This is a genomic window from Citrobacter koseri ATCC BAA-895, from assembly GCF_000018045.1.
GTDB lineage: Bacteria > Pseudomonadota > Gammaproteobacteria > Enterobacterales > Enterobacteriaceae > Citrobacter_B > Citrobacter_B koseri.
In genome coordinates, this window is record NC_009792.1 from 4,253,917 (window position 1) to 4,276,992 (window position 23,076).

18 protein-coding genes are annotated in these 23,076 nt (G+C 55.5%); 5 read left to right on the forward strand and 13 right to left on the reverse strand.

All coding sequences use genetic code 11. The features are described 5' to 3' along the window. Positions 1-137: 137 nt before the first annotated feature. Positions 138-2,474 carry an aerobic respiration two-component sensor histidine kinase ArcB gene (gene arcB, locus CKO_RS19675; RefSeq protein ID WP_012135343.1) on the reverse strand — a complete coding sequence of 779 codons (2,337 nt, stop codon included), beginning with the start codon at positions 2,472-2,474 and terminating at the stop codon, positions 138-140. A 198-nt stretch (positions 2,475-2,672) separates the two neighbouring features. Then, positions 2,673-3,602 carry a tRNA modification radical SAM protein MnmL/YtqA gene (gene mnmL / locus CKO_RS19680; RefSeq protein WP_024130987.1) on the reverse strand — a complete coding sequence of 310 codons (930 nt, stop codon included), beginning with the start codon at positions 3,600-3,602 and terminating at the stop codon, positions 2,673-2,675. Between the two features lie 673 nt (positions 3,603-4,275). Here mnmL and gltB point away from each other — a divergent pair. From gltB to CKO_RS19700, 3 genes are all read left to right on the forward strand, one after another. Then, on the forward strand, positions 4,276-8,736 hold the full coding sequence (gltB, locus tag CKO_RS19690) for a glutamate synthase large subunit (protein WP_024130988.1): 4,461 nt from the start codon (positions 4,276-4,278) through the stop codon (positions 8,734-8,736). Between the two features lie 11 nt (positions 8,737-8,747). Beyond that, positions 8,748-10,166: a glutamate synthase subunit GltD gene (gene gltD, locus CKO_RS19695; protein WP_012135351.1), complete on the forward strand. Its 1,419-nt coding sequence runs from the start codon at positions 8,748-8,750 to the stop codon at positions 10,164-10,166. A gap of 209 nt (positions 10,167-10,375) precedes the next feature. Next, positions 10,376-11,461 (forward strand): PDDEXK nuclease domain-containing protein, encoded by a 1,086-nt coding sequence (locus CKO_RS19700; protein ID WP_012135352.1) that lies wholly within the window; start codon positions 10,376-10,378, stop codon positions 11,459-11,461. Between the two features lie 130 nt (positions 11,462-11,591). Here the strand turns inward: CKO_RS19700 and nanQ are convergent, their stop codons facing one another. From nanQ to zapE, 11 genes are all read right to left on the reverse strand, one after another. After that, complete coding sequence (gene nanQ / locus CKO_RS19705) at positions 11,592-12,059, reverse strand: N-acetylneuraminate anomerase (RefSeq protein WP_024130989.1); 468 nt, start codon at positions 12,057-12,059, stop codon at positions 11,592-11,594. After that, complete coding sequence (gene nanK / locus CKO_RS19710) at positions 12,059-12,931, reverse strand: N-acetylmannosamine kinase (RefSeq protein ID WP_012135354.1); 873 nt, start codon at positions 12,929-12,931, stop codon at positions 12,059-12,061. Before nanK ends, nanQ begins: the two co-directional genes overlap by 1 nt. Further along, positions 12,928-13,617: an N-acetylmannosamine-6-phosphate 2-epimerase gene (locus tag CKO_RS19715; RefSeq protein WP_024130990.1), complete on the reverse strand. Its 690-nt coding sequence runs from the start codon at positions 13,615-13,617 to the stop codon at positions 12,928-12,930. The genes nanK and CKO_RS19715 overlap by 4 nt, the downstream gene beginning before the upstream one ends. A gap of 49 nt (positions 13,618-13,666) precedes the next feature. After that, complete coding sequence (gene nanT / locus CKO_RS19720) at positions 13,667-15,157, reverse strand: sialic acid transporter NanT (protein ID WP_012135356.1); 1,491 nt, start codon at positions 15,155-15,157, stop codon at positions 13,667-13,669. Positions 15,158-15,277: 120 nt separating this feature from the next. Further along, on the reverse strand, positions 15,278-16,171 hold the full coding sequence (gene nanA / locus CKO_RS19725) for an N-acetylneuraminate lyase (RefSeq protein WP_012135358.1): 894 nt from the start codon (positions 16,169-16,171) through the stop codon (positions 15,278-15,280). A gap of 137 nt (positions 16,172-16,308) precedes the next feature. After that, a complete protein-coding gene (gene nanR, locus CKO_RS19730) occupies positions 16,309-17,097 on the reverse strand; it encodes a transcriptional regulator NanR (RefSeq protein ID WP_012135359.1) in 789 nt (262 codons plus the stop codon). Between the two features lie 115 nt (positions 17,098-17,212). After that, positions 17,213-17,713 carry a ClpXP protease specificity-enhancing factor gene (gene sspB, locus CKO_RS19735; protein ID WP_012135360.1) on the reverse strand — a complete coding sequence of 167 codons (501 nt, stop codon included), beginning with the start codon at positions 17,711-17,713 and terminating at the stop codon, positions 17,213-17,215. Positions 17,714-17,718: 5 nt separating this feature from the next. Continuing rightward, positions 17,719-18,357, reverse strand: a complete 639-nt coding sequence (gene sspA / locus CKO_RS19740) for a stringent starvation protein SspA (protein ID WP_012135361.1) — start codon at positions 18,355-18,357, stop codon at positions 17,719-17,721. A 315-nt stretch (positions 18,358-18,672) separates the two neighbouring features. After that, on the reverse strand, positions 18,673-19,065 hold the full coding sequence (gene rpsI, locus CKO_RS19745) for a 30S ribosomal protein S9 (RefSeq protein WP_000829818.1): 393 nt from the start codon (positions 19,063-19,065) through the stop codon (positions 18,673-18,675). Between the two features lie 15 nt (positions 19,066-19,080). Further along, positions 19,081-19,509, reverse strand: coding sequence for a 50S ribosomal protein L13 (gene rplM, locus CKO_RS19750; RefSeq protein ID WP_000847556.1), 429 nt, complete (start codon positions 19,507-19,509; stop codon positions 19,081-19,083). Positions 19,510-19,811: 302 nt separating this feature from the next. Then, positions 19,812-20,936 carry a cell division protein ZapE gene (gene zapE / locus CKO_RS19755; protein WP_012135363.1) on the reverse strand — a complete coding sequence of 375 codons (1,125 nt, stop codon included), beginning with the start codon at positions 20,934-20,936 and terminating at the stop codon, positions 19,812-19,814. 192 nt (positions 20,937-21,128) lie between these two features. Between zapE and zapG the strand changes: the two genes are divergently transcribed. After that, positions 21,129-21,527 (forward strand): Z-ring associated protein ZapG, encoded by a 399-nt coding sequence (gene zapG, locus CKO_RS19760; RefSeq protein WP_024130992.1) that lies wholly within the window; start codon positions 21,129-21,131, stop codon positions 21,525-21,527. 168 nt (positions 21,528-21,695) lie between these two features. Next, positions 21,696-23,063, forward strand: a complete 1,368-nt coding sequence (degQ, locus tag CKO_RS19765; RefSeq protein ID WP_012135366.1) for a serine endoprotease DegQ — start codon at positions 21,696-21,698, stop codon at positions 23,061-23,063. The last annotated feature ends 13 nt before the right edge of the window (positions 23,064-23,076 follow it).

Below are 23,076 nucleotides of genomic sequence, written 5' to 3' on the forward strand. Positions count from 1 at the left end.
ATTTAAGATTTGCTATCTTAACTGCGTGCGGCCTGAAAAGCAGAGCTGCGCCTGTGTAAAAAACAATCATAACTTACGGCGCAGCCACGATTTCCCTGGTGTTGGCGCAGTATTCGCGCACCCCGGTCAATCCGGGGTCATTTTTTTTCCGCGTTTGCCACCCAGGCTTTCAGCACCGCGACGTCGTGCTGCCACTCCTGCTTCATCTCTTCAACCCATTCACCCACGTTATCTTCCCAGGCAGGAAGATCCGGCGACTGAATTTGCTGACCCAGTTGCTGTAGATGACGCAACCCGACGGAGCCCGCCGCGCCTTTAATTTTGTGGCCTTCTTCAACAACGCCTTTGGTATCTCGCGCCGTCAGGTTGGACTCCAGAATGCTTAAGTAACCCGGCATCATTTTCTCGAACACCGCCAGTCCATCCGTAATTAATTTCGGGCCGACCAGTTCGATATACTGCTCTAACATCGGGATATCTAACAACGCTTGCGATTTGCTGCTCTCTTCAGATGTCACAGTGCTCTCCTCTTCGTTACGGGTATCCCAGTATTTTTTAATCATGGCGGTTAACGCCGGAACCGACAGCGGCTTGCTCAACACATCGTCCATTCCCGCGTCCAGATACTCTTTCTTGTCTTTCAGGACGTTAGCAGTGAGTGCGACCAGCGGCGGTAATTCTTCCCGCGCATAGCGGCGGGTAAGTTCTCTGGAGATATCCAGACCCGTCATATCCGGCAGTTGAATATCCAGCAGCAGCAGATCGTATTCACCCGGGGTGAACATTTCCAGCGCGGCTTTCCCGGTCATCGCCACGTCAACGCTGTTGCCCAATTTTTCCAGCACTGAACGCGCCACAATGACGTTCAGCTCAATGTCCTCGACCAGCAGCACATGCAGTGCAGGCAGCGGCATGTCATTCTCTTCCAGCGTGTCCTCGACCTCTTCCGCCACGGCGGGCGCATGTACGGTTAACGTAAAGACGGAACCTTTACCCGGCTGGCTGGAAACGGTGATGTCGCCGCCCATATTTTTTGCCAGACGGCGCGATACCGCCAGGCCAATCCCGGTCCCCGTCGCGGGTTTACCGCCATGACTGTCTTTCACCTGATAATACATGGCGAAGATTTTATCCTGCTCATCCTGCGGAATACCGATGCCGGAATCTTCCACGTCAAAATGCAGCACATCGCCTTCGTCATAGCGTACGCGCACCGTCACCTGCCCTTGTTGGGTAAACTTCACGGCGTTGCTGATCAGGTTCCACAGAATTTGGCGCAAACGCGTGCCGTCGGTGATCACCTTATGCGGCAGCGGCAACGTCGGATCGAGCACAAAGCGTAGCCCTTTTTGCTGCGCCTGCAGGCCGGAGAGATTCTCCAGATCCGCCATGAAACTGGTGAAATCTACCGGCTGGTTATCCAGCTGGACTTTACGCCGCTCCATCTTATCCATATCAATGATATCGTTGAAAATATTCCCCAACGTGACCGCAGAGACATGGATGGTTTTCAGGTATTTTTCCTGCTCGCTGGTAAGGTCGGTGTCCAGCAAAATGCGGCTTAAGCCGACAATGCCGTTCAGCGGCGTACGCAGCTCGTGGCTGATCGTAGAGATAAACGTGGTCTTGTCGCGGCTGGCGCGTTCAAGCGCGTCCTGATAACGCTTACGTTCCGTAATATCGCGCCCAAAGCCCATCAGGCCATGACGTTTACCAACGCGGTCGTAATAGGGCACCTTGCGAATTTCAAAGCACGCTTTGCGCCCGTCCGGGTAATCGAGCCACTGTTCATAGGTCAGCGAGACGTTATGGCGGAAGACTTTTTCGTCGGTCTCAATCACTTTTTCCGCCGCTTCGGGGGAATAGACGTCAGCCGGTTTTAAATGGACGAGCTGTTTTTCACTCTTGCCGGTCAGCAGTTCCATCGCGCGGTTACAGCCGGAAAACTCTTTATCCTCATTGCGATAAAAAACCAAATCCGGCGACGCATCGAGGAAAGAGCGTAAGAAAGAGGATTGCTGTTCAAGCTGAATCTGCGTCTCTTCACGCTCCTTGATTTCCACTTTTAGCTGTTCGAAGGTCGACTGGCGCTCAGCCTCCGCTTTTTCGCGATCGGCAATTTCCTGATTAAGCTGAGCAATATTGTCTTTCAGTTGTACCGTGAGTTTGAGATCGCGCTCGCGCATCTCTTCCAGCTTTTGTACCAGCCGTGACAGGCGCTGCCTGGACTCCTCCAGTTGCTCCACCACCACCGACAAGAAATAGACGGCCCAGGGCGTGATTAACAGGCCAAAAAAGATGGAGCGGATGACATCAATACTTTCGACCTGACCATGCAACACCATGGTGACCGCCATCTGCACCACTATCGCCAGCACCACCAGCGCTAATGCCAACAGCATCGAAAAGCGCACCAGACCCAGCTTCATCATCAGGTCGACATAGTATTGCGCCAGCATACGAATTTGCTTCATAGGGGATTCCTTCACGACAACTTCGCACAATAATACTCAATTCTGAGCAGTACGTTGAAAATTGTGCAATAAATGCGGAGGTTATCGGTGAAATGACCGGGTAGGCGGTAGGCCGGATAAGGCATAGCCGCCATCCGGCAATGTGCGCCAGGCTGCCTGATGGCGCTTCGCTTATCAGGCCTACACGCCTACGGGTGGTTAGCTCCCCGGCTGAATCCACGGAGTGCCAAGCGCGGAGCCTTGCGCGCCATGTTCGTTAAGATAGCGGTCCAGCTCCACCATGCCCGTCCAGCGATTCTCACACCACAGCGGGGCGAGCAACGTCGGACGACGGGCGCTGGCGGAAATGCGATGATAACTAACCTCCGGTGGCGTATGGCGGATCATCTCCCCCGCCGTCAGCGTATACGCCTCCAGCGCAATGCCGTTCAGGCGCCCCGCCTCCCAGGCTTTCGCCATAATGCTGCCTTTTACAATATGCAGCGGGTGCAGCTTAATGCCATCCACGCCCGTTTCCACCACGCGCTCCAGCGTTTGCAGGCATTCCGTCTGCCCTTCGCCGGGTAAACCCACAATCAGATGCGAGCACACTTTCAGCCCGCGTTCGCGCGCCAGTTGGGTGGTTCGCTGATAACAGGCAAAATCATGGCCGCGATTAATACGGCGCAGCGTTTTGTCATGCGCGGTTTGCAATCCCAGTTCCAGCCACACTTCATAGCCCTGGTCTTTATATTCGCAGAGCAGATCGAGCACCGCATCCGGCACACAGTCGGGGCGCGTCCCGACGCACAGCCCAACAATGCTGGCCTGGCTTACCGCCTGCTGATACATAGAACGCAGCACCTGCACTTCGGCAAAGGTACTGGTGTACGCCTGGAAATAGGCCAGATAACGTTTGGCGCGATTGACCAGATGCGCCTGATGCGCCAGTTGTTCGGCAATAGAGCGATACTGCTGCGCCTCATCGGCGAAAGAGGCGACATTACAGAAAGTACACCCGCCACGTCCGATGGTGCCATCGCGGTTTGGACAGCTAAATCCGCCGTGCAACGTCAGTTTATGAACTTTTTGCCCATAACGACGAGAAAGATCCCCACCAAACATATTGACTAATTTCTGTAACTGCATAATCTGATAGACCGCGCCTTGAAAAGAGGCCAAAGCCTGCCATTTTTAGCCTTTGTCGGCGATGACCTGGATCAATCGCTCCGGCAGGCTTTTATTTATTGCATAATCAAGCAAAATTACCGCAATTTCATTCACTCCATAGCTAATTACTTTTCCTTATAACTGCACACTTTTTTTATCTTCTGATGACACTGGCTAAAAAACAGTATCATGAAATGCCTGCGCCGCTTAAACCAGCATAAAATGCTAAGCATTACGGATAATCAAGGTGAGATAAGGGTTAACAGGCCGTTATGATAGTGAGACAGATCACACTCTCCCCCGCGCTTATGCCGCATCAAATCAATGTAAAAAAGTCATTATTTTCAATGTATTCATAAAGTTAATCGATCTATAGCACATTTTTGCATAAATAAGATTGCCATTTGACCTGTGTGTGGATTCCCGATAAGTTGGAAATCCGCTGGAAGCTTTCTGGATGAGCAGCCTGCTCATCATATTTATGCAGTAATTGAGATTCCCTCTTAAACGTATTTACCGATGCGAAAAGGATAAAAGAGGGCGAATGCGAGGTAAGCGTATGATACGCAACCCCCGTCGCCACGCTCTTTCTGTGCCCGTGCGCAATCGGTATCGGATGGGAGTCCCGCAGAGCCTGGGGAGGTTCACTGATATGTTGTACGATAAATCCCTTGAGAGGGATAACTGTGGTTTCGGCCTGATCGCCCACATAGAAGGCGAACCTAGCCACAAGGTAGTGCGTACCGCCATACACGCACTGGCCCGTATGCAGCACCGTGGCGCGATCCTCGCTGACGGTAAAACCGGCGACGGTTGCGGTTTGCTGCTGCAAAAACCCGATCGCTTTTTTCGCATCGTTGCAGAAGAGCGCGGCTGGCGTTTAGCCAAAAACTACGCTGTCGGCATGCTCTTCCTGAATAAGGACCCTGAGCTGGCGGCGGCATCACGTCGTATCGTCGAAGAAGAATTACAGCGGGAAACCCTGTCGATTGTGGGCTGGCGCGATGTGCCGACCAACGAAGGTGTCCTCGGTGAAATCGCCCTCTCCTCCCTGCCACGTATTGAGCAAATTTTTGTTAACGCCCCTGCGGGCTGGCGTCCCCGGGATATGGAACGCCGCCTGTTTATCGCCCGCCGCCGCATTGAGAAACGCCTTCAGGACGATAAAGACTTCTACGTTTGTAGCCTGTCGAACCTGGTGAACATCTATAAAGGTCTGTGTATGCCGGCGGATCTGCCGCGCTTCTACCTGGACCTGGCGGATTTGCGTCTGGAATCGGCCATTTGCCTGTTCCACCAGCGCTTCTCCACCAATACCGTGCCGCGCTGGCCGCTGGCGCAGCCGTTCCGCTACCTGGCGCACAACGGCGAAATCAACACCATTACCGGCAACCGTCAGTGGGCGCGCGCCCGTACTTATAAATTCCAGACGCCGCTGATCCCGGATTTACAATCCGCCGCGCCGTTCGTCAACGAGACCGGTTCCGACTCCAGCTCGCTGGATAACATGCTGGAACTGCTGCTGGCAGGCGGGATGGACATCGTGCGCGCCATGCGCCTGCTGGTGCCGCCCGCATGGCAGAACAACCCGGATATGGACCCGGACCTGCGCGCCTTCTTTGACTTTAACTCCATGCACATGGAGCCGTGGGATGGCCCGGCGGGCATCGTGATGTCCGACGGTCGTTTCGCTGCCTGTAACCTCGACCGTAACGGTCTGCGTCCGGCGCGCTACGTCATCACCAAAGATAAACTGATCACCTGCGCCTCTGAGGTGGGGATCTGGGACTACCAACCTGACGAAGTCGTGGAAAAGGGCCGCGTCGGCCCCGGTGAACTGATGGTGATCGACACCCGTGGCGGGCGCATCCTGCACTCTGCGGAAACCGATGACGATCTGAAAAGCCGCCATCCGTATAAAGAGTGGATGGAGAAGAACGTCCGCCGCCTGGTGCCGTTTGAAGATCTGGCCGACGATCAGGTCGGAAACCGCGAGCTGGACGACGACATGCTCGCCAGCTATCAGAAACAGTTTAACTACAGCGCCGAAGAGCTGGATTCCGTCATCCGCGTACTGGGCGAAAACGGCCAGGAAGCGGTCGGTTCAATGGGTGATGATACCCCCTTCGCCGTGCTTTCCAGCCAGCCGCGCATTATTTACGACTACTTCCGCCAGCAGTTTGCGCAGGTGACCAACCCGCCAATCGACCCGCTGCGTGAAGCGCACGTCATGTCGCTGGCCACCAGTATTGGCCGCGAGATGAACGTCTTTTGCGAAGCGGAAGGACAGGCGCACCGTCTGAGCTTTAAATCGCCAATTCTGCTGTACTCCGATTTCAAACAGCTCACTACCATGAAAGAGGAGCATTACCGCGCCGATACGCTGGATATCACCTTCGATGTGACGGAAACCTCGCTCGAAGAAACGGTGAAAGCGCTGTGCGATAAGGCTGAACAGATGGTGCGTAACGGCACCGTCTTGCTGGTGCTCTCTGACCGTAACATCGGGAAAAACCGTTTACCGGTTCCGGCGCCGATGGCTGTCGGGGCGGTACAGACTCGTCTGGTGGATAAGAGCCTGCGCTGCGATGCCAACATCATCGTAGAAACCGCAAGCGCGCGTGACCCGCACCACTTTGCCGTGCTGCTGGGCTTTGGCGCCACGGCGATCTATCCGTATCTCGCCTATGAGACGCTAGGCCGTCTGATCGACACCCAGGCCATCGCCAAAGACTACCGTACCGTGATGCTGAACTACCGTAACGGCATCAATAAAGGTCTGTATAAGATCATGTCCAAAATGGGCATTTCGACCATCGCCTCATACCGCTGCTCCAAACTGTTTGAAGCGGTCGGTCTGCATGACGACGTGGTGAGCCACTGCTTCCAGGGCGTGGTCAGCCGCATTGGCGGCGCCGGTTTTGCCGACTTCCAGCAGGATCTGCTGAACCTCTCGAAACGTGCCTGGCTGGCGCGTAAACCGCTGGATCAGGGCGGTCTGCTGAAATACGTGCACGGCGGCGAATACCACGCCTATAACCCGGATGTGGTGCGCACCCTACAACAGGCGGTGCAGAGCGGCGAGTACTGCGATTACCAGGCATATGCCGCGCTTGTTAACGAACGCCCGGCGGCAACGCTGCGCGATCTGCTGGCGCTCAATCCTGGCGATAACGCCATCAGCATCAACGATGTTGAACCGGCGAATGAGCTGTTTAAACGCTTCGATACCGCGGCGATGTCCATCGGCGCGCTGAGCCCGGAAGCGCACGAAGCGCTGGCGGAAGCGATGAACAGCATCGGCGGTAACTCCAACTCCGGCGAAGGCGGCGAAGACCCGGCGCGCTACGGCACCAACAAAGTGTCGCGCATCAAACAGGTCGCTTCCGGCCGCTTCGGCGTAACGCCAGCGTATCTGGTCAATGCTGACGTCATTCAGATTAAAGTCGCTCAGGGCGCGAAGCCGGGCGAAGGCGGCCAGTTGCCGGGCGATAAAGTGACCCCGTACATCGCCAAACTGCGCTATTCCGTACCGGGCGTGACGCTGATTTCTCCGCCACCGCACCACGATATCTACTCTATCGAGGATCTGGCGCAGCTGATTTTCGACCTGAAACAGGTCAACCCGAAAGCGATGATCTCCGTGAAGCTGGTTTCTGAACCGGGCGTCGGCACCATCGCTACCGGCGTGGCGAAAGCCTATGCGGATCTGATCACTATCGCCGGATATGACGGCGGCACCGGCGCCAGCCCGCTCTCCTCCGTGAAATATGCGGGCTGTCCGTGGGAGCTGGGCCTGGTGGAAACCCAGCAGGCGCTGGTGGCTAACGGTCTGCGTCACAAGATCCGTTTGCAGGTGGACGGCGGCCTGAAAACCGGCCTCGACATCATCAAAGCGGCGATTCTCGGCGCGGAAAGCTTTGGCTTCGGCACCGGCCCGATGGTGGCGCTGGGCTGTAAATACCTGCGTATTTGCCACCTGAACAACTGCGCGACGGGCGTGGCGACTCAGGATGACAAACTGCGTAAGAACCACTACCACGGCCTGCCGTTCAAAGTGACCAACTACTTTGAGTTTATCGCCCGCGAAACCCGCGAGCTGATGGCGCAGCTTGGCGTGAAGCGTCTGGTGGATCTGATTGGCCGTACCGACCTGCTGAAAGAGCTGGAAGGGTTTACCGCTAAGCAGCAGAAGCTGGAACTGTCCCGACTGCTGGAAACCGCTGAGCCTCATCCGGGTAAAGCGCTGTACTGCACCGAGCATAACCCGCCGTTTGATAACGGCGTGCTGAACGCGCAACTGCTGCAACAGGCGAAGCCGTTTGTCGATGAGCGCCAGAGCAAAACCTTCTGGTTCGACATTCGCAACACCGACCGCTCCGTGGGCGCGTCGCTCTCTGGCTATATCGCTCAGACGCATGGCGATCAGGGGCTGGCCTCTGACCCGATCAAGGCGCACTTCAGCGGCACCGCAGGCCAGAGCTTCGGCGTCTGGAACGCGGGCGGCGTGGAGCTGTATCTGACGGGCGATGCCAACGACTACGTCGGTAAAGGCATGGCGGGCGGTCTGCTGGCGGTGCGTCCTCCGGTGGGTTCAGCGTTTCGCAGTCATGAGGCCAGCATCATCGGCAATACCTGTCTGTACGGCGCGACCGGCGGTCGTCTGTATGCGGCGGGCCGCGCGGGCGAACGTTTCGCAGTACGTAACTCCGGGGCCATCACCGTGGTAGAAGGCATTGGCGACAACGGCTGTGAATACATGACGGGCGGTATTGTCTGTGTACTGGGCAAAACGGGCGTTAACTTCGGTGCTGGCATGACGGGCGGCTTCGCCTACGTGCTGGATGAAGACGGCGAGTTCCGCAAACGCGTGAACCCGGAGCTGGTGGAAGTGCTGAACGTCGATGACCTGGCCATCCACGAAGAACATCTGCGCGGTCTGATTACCGAGCATGTGCAGCATACCGGTTCCCAGCGCGGTGAAGAGATCCTGGCTAACTGGTCAGTATTCTCAACCAAATTCGCGCTGGTTAAGCCGAAGTCCAGTGATGTGAAAGCACTGTTGGGTCACCGTAGTCGTAGCGCAGCTGAGCTGCGTGTGCAGGCGCAGTAAGGGGTAGAGCAATGAGTCAGAACGTATACCAATTTATCGACCTGCAACGTGTTGATCCGCCGAAGAAGGCGCTGAAGATCCGCAAAATCGAGTTTGTTGAAATTTACGAACCGTTTTCCGAAGGCCAGGCCAAAGCGCAGGCAGATCGCTGCCTCTCCTGCGGCAACCCGTACTGCGAGTGGAAGTGCCCGGTACATAACTACATCCCGAACTGGCTGAAGCTGGCGAACGAAGGACGTATTTTCGAAGCGGCGGAGTTGTCTCACCAGACCAACACGCTGCCGGAAGTGTGCGGCCGCGTCTGCCCGCAGGATCGTTTGTGCGAGGGCTCCTGTACGCTCAACGACGAGTTCGGCGCAGTGACTATCGGCAACATCGAGCGTTATATCAACGATAAAGCGTTCGAAATGGGCTGGCGCCCGGACATGACTGGCGTGCGTCAGACCGACAAACGCGTGGCGATTATCGGCGCGGGCCCGGCAGGGCTGGCCTGTGCCGACGTACTCACCCGTAACGGCGTGAAGGCGGTGGTCTTTGACCGTCACCCGGAAATCGGCGGTTTGCTGACGTTCGGTATCCCGGCTTTCAAGCTGGAAAAAGAGGTGATGACCCGCCGTCGTGAGATCTTCACCGGCATGGGCATTGAGTTCAAACTGAATACCGAAGTGGGTCGCGACGTGCAGCTGGACGACTTGCTGGCAGAGTACGATGCGGTGTTCCTCGGCGTTGGCACCTATCAATCAATGCGCGGCGGGCTGGAAAACGAAGATGCCGACGGCGTGTTCGATGCCCTGCCGTTCCTGATTGCCAACACCAAACAGATCATGGGCTTTGGCGAAACCACTGACGAACCGTTCGTCAGTATGGAAGGCAAACGCGTCGTGGTACTGGGCGGCGGCGACACCGCGATGGACTGCGTGCGTACCTCGGTTCGCCAGGGCGCGACGCACGTCACCTGCGCCTATCGTCGTGACGAAGAGAACATGCCAGGCTCCAGACGCGAAGTGAAAAACGCGCGCGAAGAAGGGGTCGAATTCCAGTTCAACGTGCAGCCGCTGGGCGTAGAAGTGAATGCCAACGGTAAAGTAAGCGGCGTGAAGATGGTGCGTACCGAAATGGGCGCGCCGGACGCGAAAGGTCGTCGTCGTGCGGAAATCGTCGCCGGTTCCGAGCATGTGATCCCGGCAGATGCGGTGGTAATGGCGTTTGGTTTCCGCCCGCACAGCATGGCGTGGCTGGCGAAACACAGCGTGGAGCTGGACTCCCAGGGGCGGATTATCGCGCCGGAAGGTAATGAAAACGCCTTCCAGACCAGCAACCCGAAAATCTTCGCCGGTGGCGACATCGTGCGAGGCTCGGATCTGGTGGTCACGGCAATTGCCGAAGGCCGTAAAGCGGCAGACGGTATCCTGAATTACCTGGAAGTGTAATACTTCTGGCTCCCCTGCCACAGCCTGACGCTGATGGATGGGGAGCCAATATTTCTCTGCTAAATATATGCGAATTCATTCTTCGAAAGCCGCTCGCAAATACGGCTGTAACTCAATGTAATACACCTCTCCTGGATTGACCGGAATATGCCTGAAGCGTATTGGTAGCGATATATTTTTCATTTCACAACTATCGCGCCAGGGATGACATGACTGTACCAACACCACTTCAACACGCTGACGATTATCAGCAAATCCATGACGGTATTATTCGATTAGTGGACAATGCCCATACCGAGGCCGTCCGCAGTATTAATGCTTTGATGACGGCAACCTACTGGGAAATCGGCAGGAGAATTGTCGAGTTTGAACAAGGCGGCGAAGCACGAGCGGCTTATGGTATTCAACTCATTGAGCGGTTATCCGCAGATTTAAGCCAGCGCTATAAGCGTGGATTTTCCACCAGGAATCTGTGGCAAATGAGAACATTTTATCTATGTTTTCAGTATATTGAAATTCCGCAGACAGTGTCTGCGGAATCTTCACATTTGATACAACTCGCTAAAGTTTTTCCGCTTCCCTGGTCAGCTTACGTGCGTTTACTGTCGGTAAAAAATCCCGATGCCCGCACTTTTTACGAGAAAGAGACGCTACGTAACGGCTGGTCTGTGCGGCAACTCGATCGGCAAATCGCCACCCTATTTTACGAACGAACGCTACTGTCCCATGACAAATCCGCCATGTTGCAGCAGCCTGCGCCCGCTGAGCCAACAGTCTTGCCGGAGCGAGCCATACGCGACCCGTTTATTCTGGAATTTCTTAACCTGAAGGACGAGTATTCCGAGTCGGATCTCGAAGAGGCGCTGCTCAGTCACCTGATGGACTTTATGCTGGAGCTTGGTGACGATTTTGCTTTTGTCGGCCGCCAGCGCCGATTACGCATAGACGATAGTTGGTTCCGCGTCGATCTGTTGTTCTTCCATCGCCGCTTGCGTTGCCTGTTGCTCGTTGACCTGAAGGTCGGCAAATTCAGTTATGCGGATGCCGGGCAGATGAATATGTACCTGAACTATGCCAAAGAGCACTGGACAATGCCGGGAGAAAACCCGCCCGTCGGGTTGGTTTTGTGCGCAGGAAAAGGCGCGGGGGAAGCGCATTACGCGCTGAACGGCCTGCCGAATACCATCATGGCGAGCGAGTACAAAGTGCAGTTGCCTGACGAAAAACTACTGGCAGATGAGCTCATTCGTTCACAAATAGCACTGACTGCACAGCAAGTTGAATCAACTGAATAACCAATTTATTTTGCACATCAGGAAAAGCACTGCGTCACGAGCTGAATTTTCAACAACTCGACTGACGGGATTATGCACTATCGGAAGATATAAAACGTTACACCGGATGGCTATAAACCATCCGGTATTTTCATGCCTCTAATAAGCTGGCGCGCACCTTCACCACAGCTTTCTTAATCTCCCCTGACTCGCCAGCCATACACCCGGGCTTATGGGGTTCCCCCGGCATAAACACGGAGAACATCCCCGGTGTCAGCGTAATGGACTGCTGTTCATGGATGTGGCGGCAAAGCTGGTAATCCTCTTCACCATGCAGCTCCTCGCATTCGCGCGCTGACCCGACTACGCCAAACAGAATGCGCTCCTCACCCGTCAATAACAGCTGAATGTCGATGTACTGCACATGCAGCTCCGCTTTTTTCTCCTGCGGCGACTGCGTGGCAAACTGCATCACATTCATAAACACATCGTCGCCCTGCAATTCGTAGCGCCCGGGCGTTTTCTCCTGCGGCCTTGCCGTCAGCGCCAGGGTTAACGCATCCAGCAATACCGGATGCAGCCCGGCAGACGGTAACGACTGAATTTCTCCCATCAACATCATTTATCTCCCTGAGCTAACAACGCGGCACCCAGTAGCCCCGCGTCATGTCGGTAATGCGCTGCGCTCAACGCCACCTGATAAACCGCCGGCTCCTGCGCCAGAAAGTGGCGTACCTGCGCCAGATATCCCTCAGCTAACCCTACGCTGCCGCCAATAACCACCTGCTGGCAATCCGTTGTCGCTTTAACATCGGCAATTAACCGAGCGACAACCTGCGCGGAGTGCTGAACCAGACGCACGGCCTGTTCGTTCCCGGCAGCCGCATGTGCAAAGACAGTTCTGGCGTCGCACCCGGCCAGGGAACCCTGCGCCGCTGCCGCAATGCCGCGTCCTGAGGCGATAGCCTCCACACAGCCGCGCCGTCCGCACCCGCAAACCGGCCCCTGCGGATCGGCCAGCGTATGCCCCAGATGCCCGGCCAGACCGCTCATCCCGGTGAGCAATCTGCCGTCGCTCACCACGCCGCCGCCAACACCGGTCGACACAGTAATAAACACCATATCGCGGACATCAGACGCAAGGGCATGGTATTCCGCCCATGCCGCCGCCTGCGCGTCATTCACCGCCAGCGTCGGCAGACCGGTAAGATCTTCTAACGTCGGCACCAACGGAAAATGCAGCAGACCGCCCAGGTTATGCGGATTTATCGCCAGTAGCGCGCCTTCTCTGATAATGCCGGTAGAGGCTATCGCCACCCGCTGCGCGGTCGTTTGCAGCGGTTCAACCAGCACTTTTAGCGCCTCTCGCAGCGCATCAGGCGTTTTGCTGGCGGGGGTCGGCAATTCACGTCGTTCGCGGATGCGTAAATCATCATCCACCCGCGCGGCAGCCAGCTTGGTGCCGCCAATATCGATCGCCAGCGTGCTCATGACGTCGCCTTTTTCAATGCCGTGTTGTACCACTGACAAATATGTTCCAGCCGCGTAATGGCAGATCCCACCGTCACCGCCCACGCGCCGTGACGCATGGCTTCAGCGGCCTGTGCCGGCGTGTTGTAACGCCCCTCGGCAATCACCCGGCATCCGGCATCATGCAGGACGTTGACCAGCGCGAGGTCAGGTTCGTCCGGCGTGTCCGGCGTGGTGTATCCCGACAGCGTGGTGCCGATAATTTCCGCGCCACGTCGCTGACAGGCTAAGCCATCCTCCAGTGACGAGCAGTCGGTCATCGCCAGCAACTGGTGCTGATGAATACGCGCCAGCAGCGCATCGACGGTCGCCGGACGTACACGGTCAGTACCGTCAACCGCAATAATATCCGCCCCGGCCTGTGCCAGCGCATCCACATCCTCAAGGAATGGCGTGATGCGTACCGGGGAGTCGTCAAGATCACGCTTGAGAATACCGATAATCGGTACGGAGACCAGCGCACGGGTCGCCCGCAAATTGTCCACGCCTTCAATGCGTAGCGCGACGGCGCCAGCCTGCTCCGCCGCCAGCGCCATCGCAGCCACGATGTCCGGTTTATCCAGCGGGCTGCCTGGAACCGGCTGGCAGGAGACAATCAACCCGCCATTGGCGGCAATGTTTTTATCCAGTTGTTCAAGTAACGACATATCCACTTCCTTACGCAGGTCGCCCGGCAAACTGGCCGGGCAAACCTCATCAGCTTTTGGTTTTTACAAAGGCGCTTTTGTCGCCGCCAAACGGCACGGCCCCACTGAATGGTTTTCCGTCGATAGCATCATGCATACGTAATGCTTCAGGACGCAGCCAGCGCTGTACGCGAGACGGCATATCCAGCCCAATTAACAGGATCACCACAAAGGTCAGGCTGAAGGAGAGCGATCCCAGCGCGGTGCCCAGATCCAGACGCTGTGCGATCAGCGCCCCGAGGATAGGGGCCAGCGCGCCGCCCAGTGCGCCGACGTTATAGGTAAAGCCCAGACCTGCCGCTCGCTGGTCGGTATCAAAATAACCGCCAATGAGTTTCGGTAAGATCCCGGAGATCCCCTGCCCCAGCATCTGCTGGAAAAACAGTAGCAGACCCAGTACCCAGACGTTTGCGCCGCCAATCGCAAATACCGGAATGATCAGCACCTGGGAAGCCAGCAAACTGCAAACGTAGGCTTTGCGCGTACCCAGCCAGTCGCCGAGGAAACCGCCCACGCAGCAGCCGACTGCCGCCCCAAAGCCGCTAAAGAAAAGCACCTGCGCAACGGTGTGCGGATCGTAAGCCAGTTCAGTTTTCAGATACGTTGGCAGCAGCGCCTGAATCGGCCATGAATAGAGGAAAGCAAAGAGCACCACGATCATCAGCATCACGCCCGTTGGCCAGCGTTTGCCGCTGCTTTGCACCATAAAACTGATGAAGATAACGGCGCACAGTAACCCTAACACCGCCACGATCGCCGCGTTTTGCAGGTCGCCCGCAAAGCAGAACCACAGTGCGGTTGCGGCGGCGATCGTCATCAGCACATTGACGACGCGATGTTCGCCCCGGTAGAGGATATCCACCATCGTGCGCACCGGCGCTTTGCCTTCGTGTTTCTCTTTCCAGTCTTCCGCTTCAGGGATGTTTTTACGCAGCCAGAGCGCGAAAATGATCGGCAGAATGCCAATGAAGAACAGCGCGCGCCAGCCCCAGACCGGAACCACCAGGCTGTAAACCTGCGCCGCCACGACCGCCCCGACGGAGAAACCGGAAATCAGGAATCCACTGGCTTTATTACGTAAGTGCTTCGGCCAGCTTTCAATGACATAGGTGGCGCTGGAGCCATATTCGCCCGCCATTCCCATACCGATCACCAGACGGGCGATAAACATGGTGGTATAGCCGGGCGCAAAACCGCAGGCCAGCGTCCCCATAGAGAAAAGAATGATACTGGTGACCATCGCCAGACGTCGGCCATAGCGGTCACCCATTGCACCTAACATCAGCCCGCCAAACCAGCGGGAAATAAACGCCGCCGAGATCAGGCTGGCCGCCTGAACCGTCGTTAACCCAAACTCGCCCTGTACTTCCGTCAGAACAAGGGCAATCAACACAAAATCAAAACCATCAAGCAAATATCCCAGCCAGGCGGCGGAAAATGCCCGCCACTGCGCCCGGTTGAGATGGCGATACCACGGGATATTCTGGGTAGAAGTACTCATTTTTCATTCTCCCGACGATTTTTATTGTCGCTTTGCCGGATGGCGGCTTCGCCTCGCCTTACCCGGCCTACGTTTCATATTTTGTAGGCCGGATAAGCGTTAGCGCTATCCGGCAACCGGTCAACCGCGTTCCTGCATTAACTGCTGCGCCAGCGCTTTCAGTTCAGGCAGATACTTCTCATCAACCGGCGAAAACGGCTTACGGCACAGCGGTACGGAGACCACGTCCATGTAGTGCAGCACCGTTTTCAGCCCACGGAATACGCCGGTTTTAATGAGCAGATCGATGACCTTATTGCACTCGGTTTGCAGATGCTGCGCTTTCGCTACATCGCCTTCCTGCAAGGCCTTAACAATCCCCTGATAACGCCAGCCCATAATGTTGTAAGTGCTGCCGATGCCCCCGTCTGCGCCTGCCAGCAGACCGGAAGCGAAGATTTCGTCATAACCGTTGTAGAGCACCAGATCAGGATGCGCACGGCGGATCTGCTCCATCTGATAGAGATCGCCGGAGGTTTGTTTCAGCGCGCCAACGCCGGGCAGCGTGACCAGCGTGTTGATTTGATCCAGCGTCAGCTTCACGCCGCTCAGCGCAGGAATGTTGTACACCACCATCGGCAATCCTTCAGCGGAATCGATAATGGCGCGGTAGTGATCGCAATGCTCTTCAAAGCTAAACGGATAATAAAACGGCGTCACGGCGGAAACGGCATCAAAACCGTAACGATGCGCCGCGCTGGCCAGTTGCTGGCTCTCTTCGGTACTGACCGTACCGACATGGGCAATCAGCGTCACTTTGCCCTTCGCCTCTTCCGCCACAATTTCCAGGACCTGCTCTCTTTCTGCGCGGCTCTGAACGAACGCTTCTCCGGTCGAGCCGCCGACGTACAGCCCATCAATGCCCTGTGCAATGTTGAAACGCACCAGACGGCGCAGGCTCTCAATATCCAGTTTCTGCTGGTTATCAAAAGGAGTTAACAACGCTGGCATTACGCCTCGTAAATCTTTTGCCATAACGACCTCTGTCGATGATTAGTGTTATCTGACTACATACCTTTATACCTGTTATACCAGATCAAATAAGCAGCACCCCAGTACAGAACGCACAGAGTGCGATCTACTTCACTAAACGATCGTCAGGATCGCGATCGCTAACGCAATTTTTTCTTTTGATCGAAGGCGTGCCAGGTGGCGGATACGCTATTGAGGTGGGTTTGCAGCGCGCGGTCAGCTTCATCTGGATCGCGCCGACGAATGGCATCGACAATAGCGATATGCTCTTGATAACTCACGCTATTATGCTCATGTAACTCCTGCCCGGAGACCGCAGGACGCGCAGCGATCAGCCAGTCCAGCAGCGCGACATGAATCGCCATGAAGATCGGATTGCCGGGGATTTCCGCCAGCACGCGGTGAAACTCGACGTCGGAACGAATGAAGAGCGCGTTATCGTCCAGCGACTGGCTGTTGATCTCCAGGGCTTTCGCCAGCAGATCAATTTGCTCATCCGTCGCGTGTTCCGCCGCATAGCGCACAAGGCTTGATTCAAAGAACAGGCGCAGTTGCTCAAAGTGGGCGATACCGCCGGGGTGCGAGAGGAAATCTTTCGCCATGCCGGAAAGTTCGCTGATGATGGTATCAGCAGAAGGCCGTGACACGCGGGCGCGTTCGCCGTTATTGATTTGCACCAGACCTTTACGCTTGAGCGCGGCAAGCGCTTCACGCACCGACGGGCGGCCCACGTTGAAGAAGGTCATCAACTCCCGCTCAGACGGCAGCTGCTCCCCTTCGCCGAATTCACCGCGACGAATCATCTGCTCCAGTTCTTCTTCTACCATTTCCGACAGTTTTTTACGCGCCAGCGGACGGCTGCGCAAACTACGGCCGATGGTTGGCGGAGAATTTTCTGCTTGCGAATCAAATGCGTTCATAGCGTCCATTATGTAAATCGTCGAGGAAAACAGCAACTAAAGCCATCCTATCACAGGATCGAAAGTGGGGTGAAATCGTGGCAGGCGTGAAAAAAAACAGGCCCTCAGGGCCTGTCTGTCTTGGTTACTTCACTACGCGTAATGCGGGTCGACCACCACGCGGCGGCGGCGGATCGTCATCAGGATTGTTGTCATCGTCATGATCGGGCTTATCACCATCAATCACGGACATGACCGTTTCGCTCTCCGCGCCCGGCGTTACATCGTCATCATTTAAGCTGGCGACGTCTTCATCGTAAGCGGCTTCAGGTTCAAACATTGTGCCTGCGCCGTTTTCACGCGCATAGATCGCCAGTACCGCAGCCAGCGGTACGGAGACCTGGCGTGGGACGCCGCCAAAGCGCGCGTTGAAACGCACTTCGTCGTTGGCCAACTCCAGATTGCCAACCGCACGGGGAGCAATGTTCAGAACAATTTGCCCGTCGCGCGCATATTCCATAGGGACATGCACGCCAGGCAGCGTCACATCCACCACCAGGTGCGGCGTGAGCTGGTTATCCAGCAACCATTCATAGAATGCACGCAGCAAATATGGACGGCGTGGGGATAGCTGTGACAAATCCATACTGATTAACCCCGACCGAGGCGCATTTCACGTTCAGCTTCAGTTAAAGAAGCGAGGAACGAGTCACGTTCAAAGACGCGGGTCATATAGCCTTTCAGCTCTTTAGCGCCCGCACCGCTGAACTCAATACCCAGTTGCGGCAAACGCCACAGCAGCGGCGCCAGATAGCAATCAACCAGGCTGAACTCATCGCTCAGGAAATACGGTTTTTGACCAAACACAGGCGCGATCGCCTGCAACTCTTCACGCAGTTGTTTACGCGCAACGTCAGCTTCAGAAGCGGACCCGTTCACGATGACGTTCATCAGCGTGTACCAGTCTTTTTCGATACGGTGCATGTACAGGCGGCTTTCGCCACGCGCAACCGGGTAAACCGGCATCAGCGGCGGATGAGGGAAACGCTCATCCAGGTATTCCATAATGATGCGAGATTCCCACAGGGTCAGCTCACGATCCACCAGGGTCGGTACGCTCTGACTCGGGTTGAGGTCAATCAGATCCTGAGGTGGGTTATCCTTCTCCACATGCTCGATCTCGAAACTAACACCTTTCTCCGCCAGCACAATGCGGACCTGATGGCTATAGATGTCAGTAGGACCAGAAAACAGCGTCATTACCGAACGTTTGTTGGCAGCGACAGCCATGAAAACCTCCAGGTATATTCAGAATTTTTACTGCTACCAGCCACCGCGTGGCCAGCCAGAAGTTATGTCACCCGCCTGCGGAAAAGTCATTATTGTTCAAAAAGCAAACAAAAAATGAACAATACCCGTTATTTGGGCAGAAAATTGGATGATAGTTTACCAGATTTTGTGACCTTTGTGGTGAGTCGATTCTGGAAATGGGGAAAAAGAGGTGGCAATCAGAGGATTACTTTGGACACACGCGCATTTTTTCCATAAAAAAACCCGCCGAAGCGGGTTTTTTCGCCAATGGTAATCTGCCGGAGCAGAAACCCATTAACGTTTGGAGAACTGCGGACGACGACGTGCTTTACGCAGACCGACTTTCTTACGTTCAACCTGACGAGCGTCACGAGTAACGAAGCCAGCTTTACGCAGTTCAGAACGCAGAGACTCGTCGTACTCCATCAGAGCGCGGGTGATACCGTGACGGATCGCACCAGCCTGACCAGAGATACCACCACCTTTAACAGTGATGTACAGATCCAGTTTCTCAACCATGTCGACCAGTTCCAGCGGCTGACGAACTACCATGCGGGCAGTTTCACGACCGAAGTACTGTTCCAGAGAACGTTGGTTGATAACGATTTTGCCGTTGCCCGGTTTGATGAACACGCGAGCTGCGGAACTTTTGCGGCGACCAGTGCCGTAGTATTGATTTTCAGCCATTGCCTATAATCCCGATTAGATGTCAAGAACTTGCGGTTGCTGTGCCGCGTGGTTGTGCTCGTTGCCAGCGTAAACTTTCAGTTTACGGAACATAGCACGACCCAGCGGGCCTTTTGGCAGCATGCCTTTAACCGCGATTTCAATCACACGCTCAGGACGGCGAGCAATCATCTCTTCAAAGGTCGCTTGTTTGATACCACCGATGTGACCGGTGTGGTGATAGTACACTTTGTCAGTACGCTTGTTGCCGGTTACAGCAACTTTGTCAGCGTTCAGAACGATGATGTAATCACCGGTATCGACGTGCGGAGTGTATTCCGCTTTGTGCTTACCGCGCAGGCGAAGAGCCAGTTCAGTAGCCAGACGGCCCAGAGTTTTACCGGTCGCGTCAACAACGTACCAGTCGCGTTTTACGGTTTCTGGTTTAGCTGTAAAAGTTTTCATTAAAAGCTTACCCAATAGATAGTTACACGTTGGTGAACACCCAAACGTTTTCAATTGTTGAGGTTCACACGACAAAGTCCGGCAAACCTACCCCTTCGAATAGCCAATGCCAGCACACAAAAAGTTTTGGGAAAAAAACTTTCTTGTAACGTGGGGTCGCAGGATTATAGAGAAGTCAGGGGCAAAGATCGACCCCTTTTTGTGATTTGCAATGGGTTTTGTGCGGGGCATTTCTGCCGGTCTGATAAGCGAAGCGCCACCAGGCAACCTGCGCCGGATGGCGGCGAAACGCCTTATCCGGCCTACGGCATATGCGAGCGTTTCAGATACTCCTCGCTCTGCATCTCCTGCAAACGCGACAAACAGCGCTGGAACTCAAACTTCAGGCGTTCGCCCTGATAGATCTCATATAAAGGCGCGTCGGCGCTCACCACCAGCTTCACATGGCGCTCGTAGAATTCATCCACCAGCGCGATAAAACGGCGCGCTTCGCTTTCCATCAGCGGCGTCATGACCGGCACATCAAACAGCAGAACCGTATGGAACAGGCGCGACAGCGCAATATAGTCATGCTGGCTGCGAGCGTCTACGCATAAGGTGACGAAGGAGACCGCCAGCGTCTGGTTTTCCACTCCCATCGTCGGTAACGGACGATGATTCACCTCCAGCGTTGGCGCATTCTCACGTTTCGCACCCGCCAGCGCCAGCCAGAGTTTATCCATCTGTTGCTGCGTTTCGTCATTACGCGGCGAGAGCCACAAATGCGCCTGCGTCAGCGTGCGCAGACGATAATCCACCCCGGCATCCACATTCATAATGTCGCAATGCGCTTTGATAGCGTCGATAGCCGGAAGGAAGCGGGTACGTTGCAGGCCATTGCGGTACAGCTCATCCGGCGGGATGTTCGAGGTCGCCACCAGGGTAATGCCGCGGGCAAACAGCGCTTTCATTAAGCCGCCAAGCAGCATCGCGTCGGTGATGTCGGAAACAAAAAACTCATCAAAGCAGAGCACATCCGTTTCGGCTTTGAAACGATCGGCAATAATCTCCAGCGGGTCGGTCTGCCCCTGTAGCGCCGTCAGCTCCTCATGCACACGCAGCATAAAGCGGTGGAAATGCAGACGCTGTTTCCGCTCGCCCGGCAGACTATGATAGAAGAGATCCATCAGCCAGGTTTTCCCTCGCCCGACCCCACCCCACATATACAGACCACGCACCGGCGCATTCGCTGACGGTTCACGTTTGCCAAGCAGTTTACCGAAACGGGCCATCAGTCCGCCGGTTTGCGGCGCCGGAGGCGTTTTGGCGATCAGCGCCTGGTAAATCGACTCCAGTCGGTTGACCGCATCTTTTTGCACGTCGTCGGGTTGATGGCTGCCATCGTTGAGGGCCTGAAGGTAACGCGATGTGGGGGAAATGCTTTGCATGATGTTATTGTTATTCCTTGAAAATCGATGTGCCGACGTTCACGGCTGACGAAAAAAAGGCCGTTCTACATTACGTGATATAAACACGGGATTCCACTTCTACGGGATTAGCGGTTATAGTGGCATAATCAGGCGCAGGCATGGAGCCTAAAGCCAACACCCTACGGAAACAAAAGACAACGGGAGATGTTCATGACCTGGGAATATGCGCTAATTGGGTTAGTCGTCGGTATCATCATTGGTGCCGTAGTCATGCGTTTTGGTAATCGTAAATTACGCCAACAGCAGGCATTGCAGTACGAACTGGAAAAGAATAAAGCTGAGCTGGAAGAGTATCGTGAAGAGCTGGTCAGCCACTTTGCCCGCAGCGCCGAGCTGCTGGATACCATGGCGCATGATTATCGTCAGCTGTATCAGCACATGGCGAAAAGCTCCAGCAGCCTGCTGCCGGAACTGTCTGCGGAATCGAACCCGTTCCGTAACCGTCTGGCGGAGTCTGAAGCCAGTAACGATCAGGCGCCGGTCCAGATGCCGCGTGACTATTCCGAAGGCGCTTCCGGCCTGCTGCGTAGTGGCGCAAAACGCGACTAATCGCACATCGTTAAGAAATTTTTCGGGCGCAGCGGTTGCGCCCGTCTCTTCTCTCCTGTCCCAGCTATTATTTAGTCATTAACCTCATTGTTACCAGGCCGAAAATTCAATAACATCAAACTGTTTTGAATCGTCTTTCCGTTCACTCAAGGTACGAGAGCAGGCTCCATGAAAAAACAAATCCCGTTGTTAAGTGCATTAGCGTTAAGTGTCGGGTTAACGCTCTCGGCACCGTTTCAGGCCGTCGCATCGATACCCGCGCAGATTCCCGGTCAGGCGGCGCTCCCCAGTCTCGCGCCAATGCTGGAAAAAGTGCTGCCGGCCGTGATTAGCGTGAAGGTTGAGGGAACCGCGACCCAAAGTCAGAAGGTTCCAGAAGAGTTTAAAAAGTTTTTTGGCGACGAGTTGCCTGATCAACCCTCTCAGCCGTTCGAAGGGCTGGGGTCGGGCGTCATCATTGACGCCGCCAAAGGCTACGTTCTGACCAATAACCATGTCATTAATCAGGCACAGAAGATCAGCGTTCAGTTAAATGACGGACGCGAGTTTGACGCTAAACTGATCGGCAGCGACGACCAGAGCGACATCGCGCTGCTGCAAATCCAGAACGCCAGCAACCTGACGCAAATCGCCATCGCCGACTCCGACAAACTGCGCGTCGGCGACTTTGCCGTCGCGGTAGGCAACCCGTTTGGTCTGGGGCAAACCGCCACCTCCGGCATTGTCTCCGCGCTTGGCCGGAGCGGGCTGAATCTGGAAGGACTGGAAAACTTTATTCAAACCGACGCCTCGATTAACCGTGGCAACTCCGGCGGCGCGCTGCTGAATCTCAACGGCGAGCTGATCGGCATCAACACCGCTATTCTGGCACCTGGCGGCGGTAGCATCGGCATTGGGTTTGCGATTCCGAGTAATATGGCGCGCACGCTGGCGCAACAGCTGATTCAGTTTGGTGAAATTAAACGCGGCCTGCTGGGAATTAAAGGCATGGAATTGACCGCCGATATCGCCAAAGCCTTCAAGCTGGATGTACAGCGCGGGGCGTTCATCAGCGAAGTGCTCCCGGGTTCAGGTTCCGCGAAAGCGGGTGTGAAATCCGGCGACGTGATCACCAGTCTCAACGGCAAGCCGCTGAGCAGCTTTGCCGAACTGCGCTCACGCATCGCAACGACGGAACCCGGCACGAAAGTGAAGCTCGGTATGTTACGCGACGGCAAACCGCTGGAAGTCGAAGTCACCCTCGACACCAGCACGTCATCCTCCGCCAGCGCGGAGATGATCGCCCCGGCATTGCAGGGCGCAACGCTGAGCGATGGTCAGTTAAAAGACGGCAATAAAGGCATCAAAATTGATAACGTTGAAAAAAGCAGTCCCGCCGCCCAGGCCGGTTTGCACAAAGATGACGTGATCATTAGCGTTAACCGCGATCGCGTGCACTCGATTGCGGAAATGCGCAAAGTGCTGGAAGCGAAACCATCGATTATTGCGCTACAGGTCGTACGCGGTAACGAGAACATTTACCTGCTCCTGCGTTAAGTCATCGTTAACC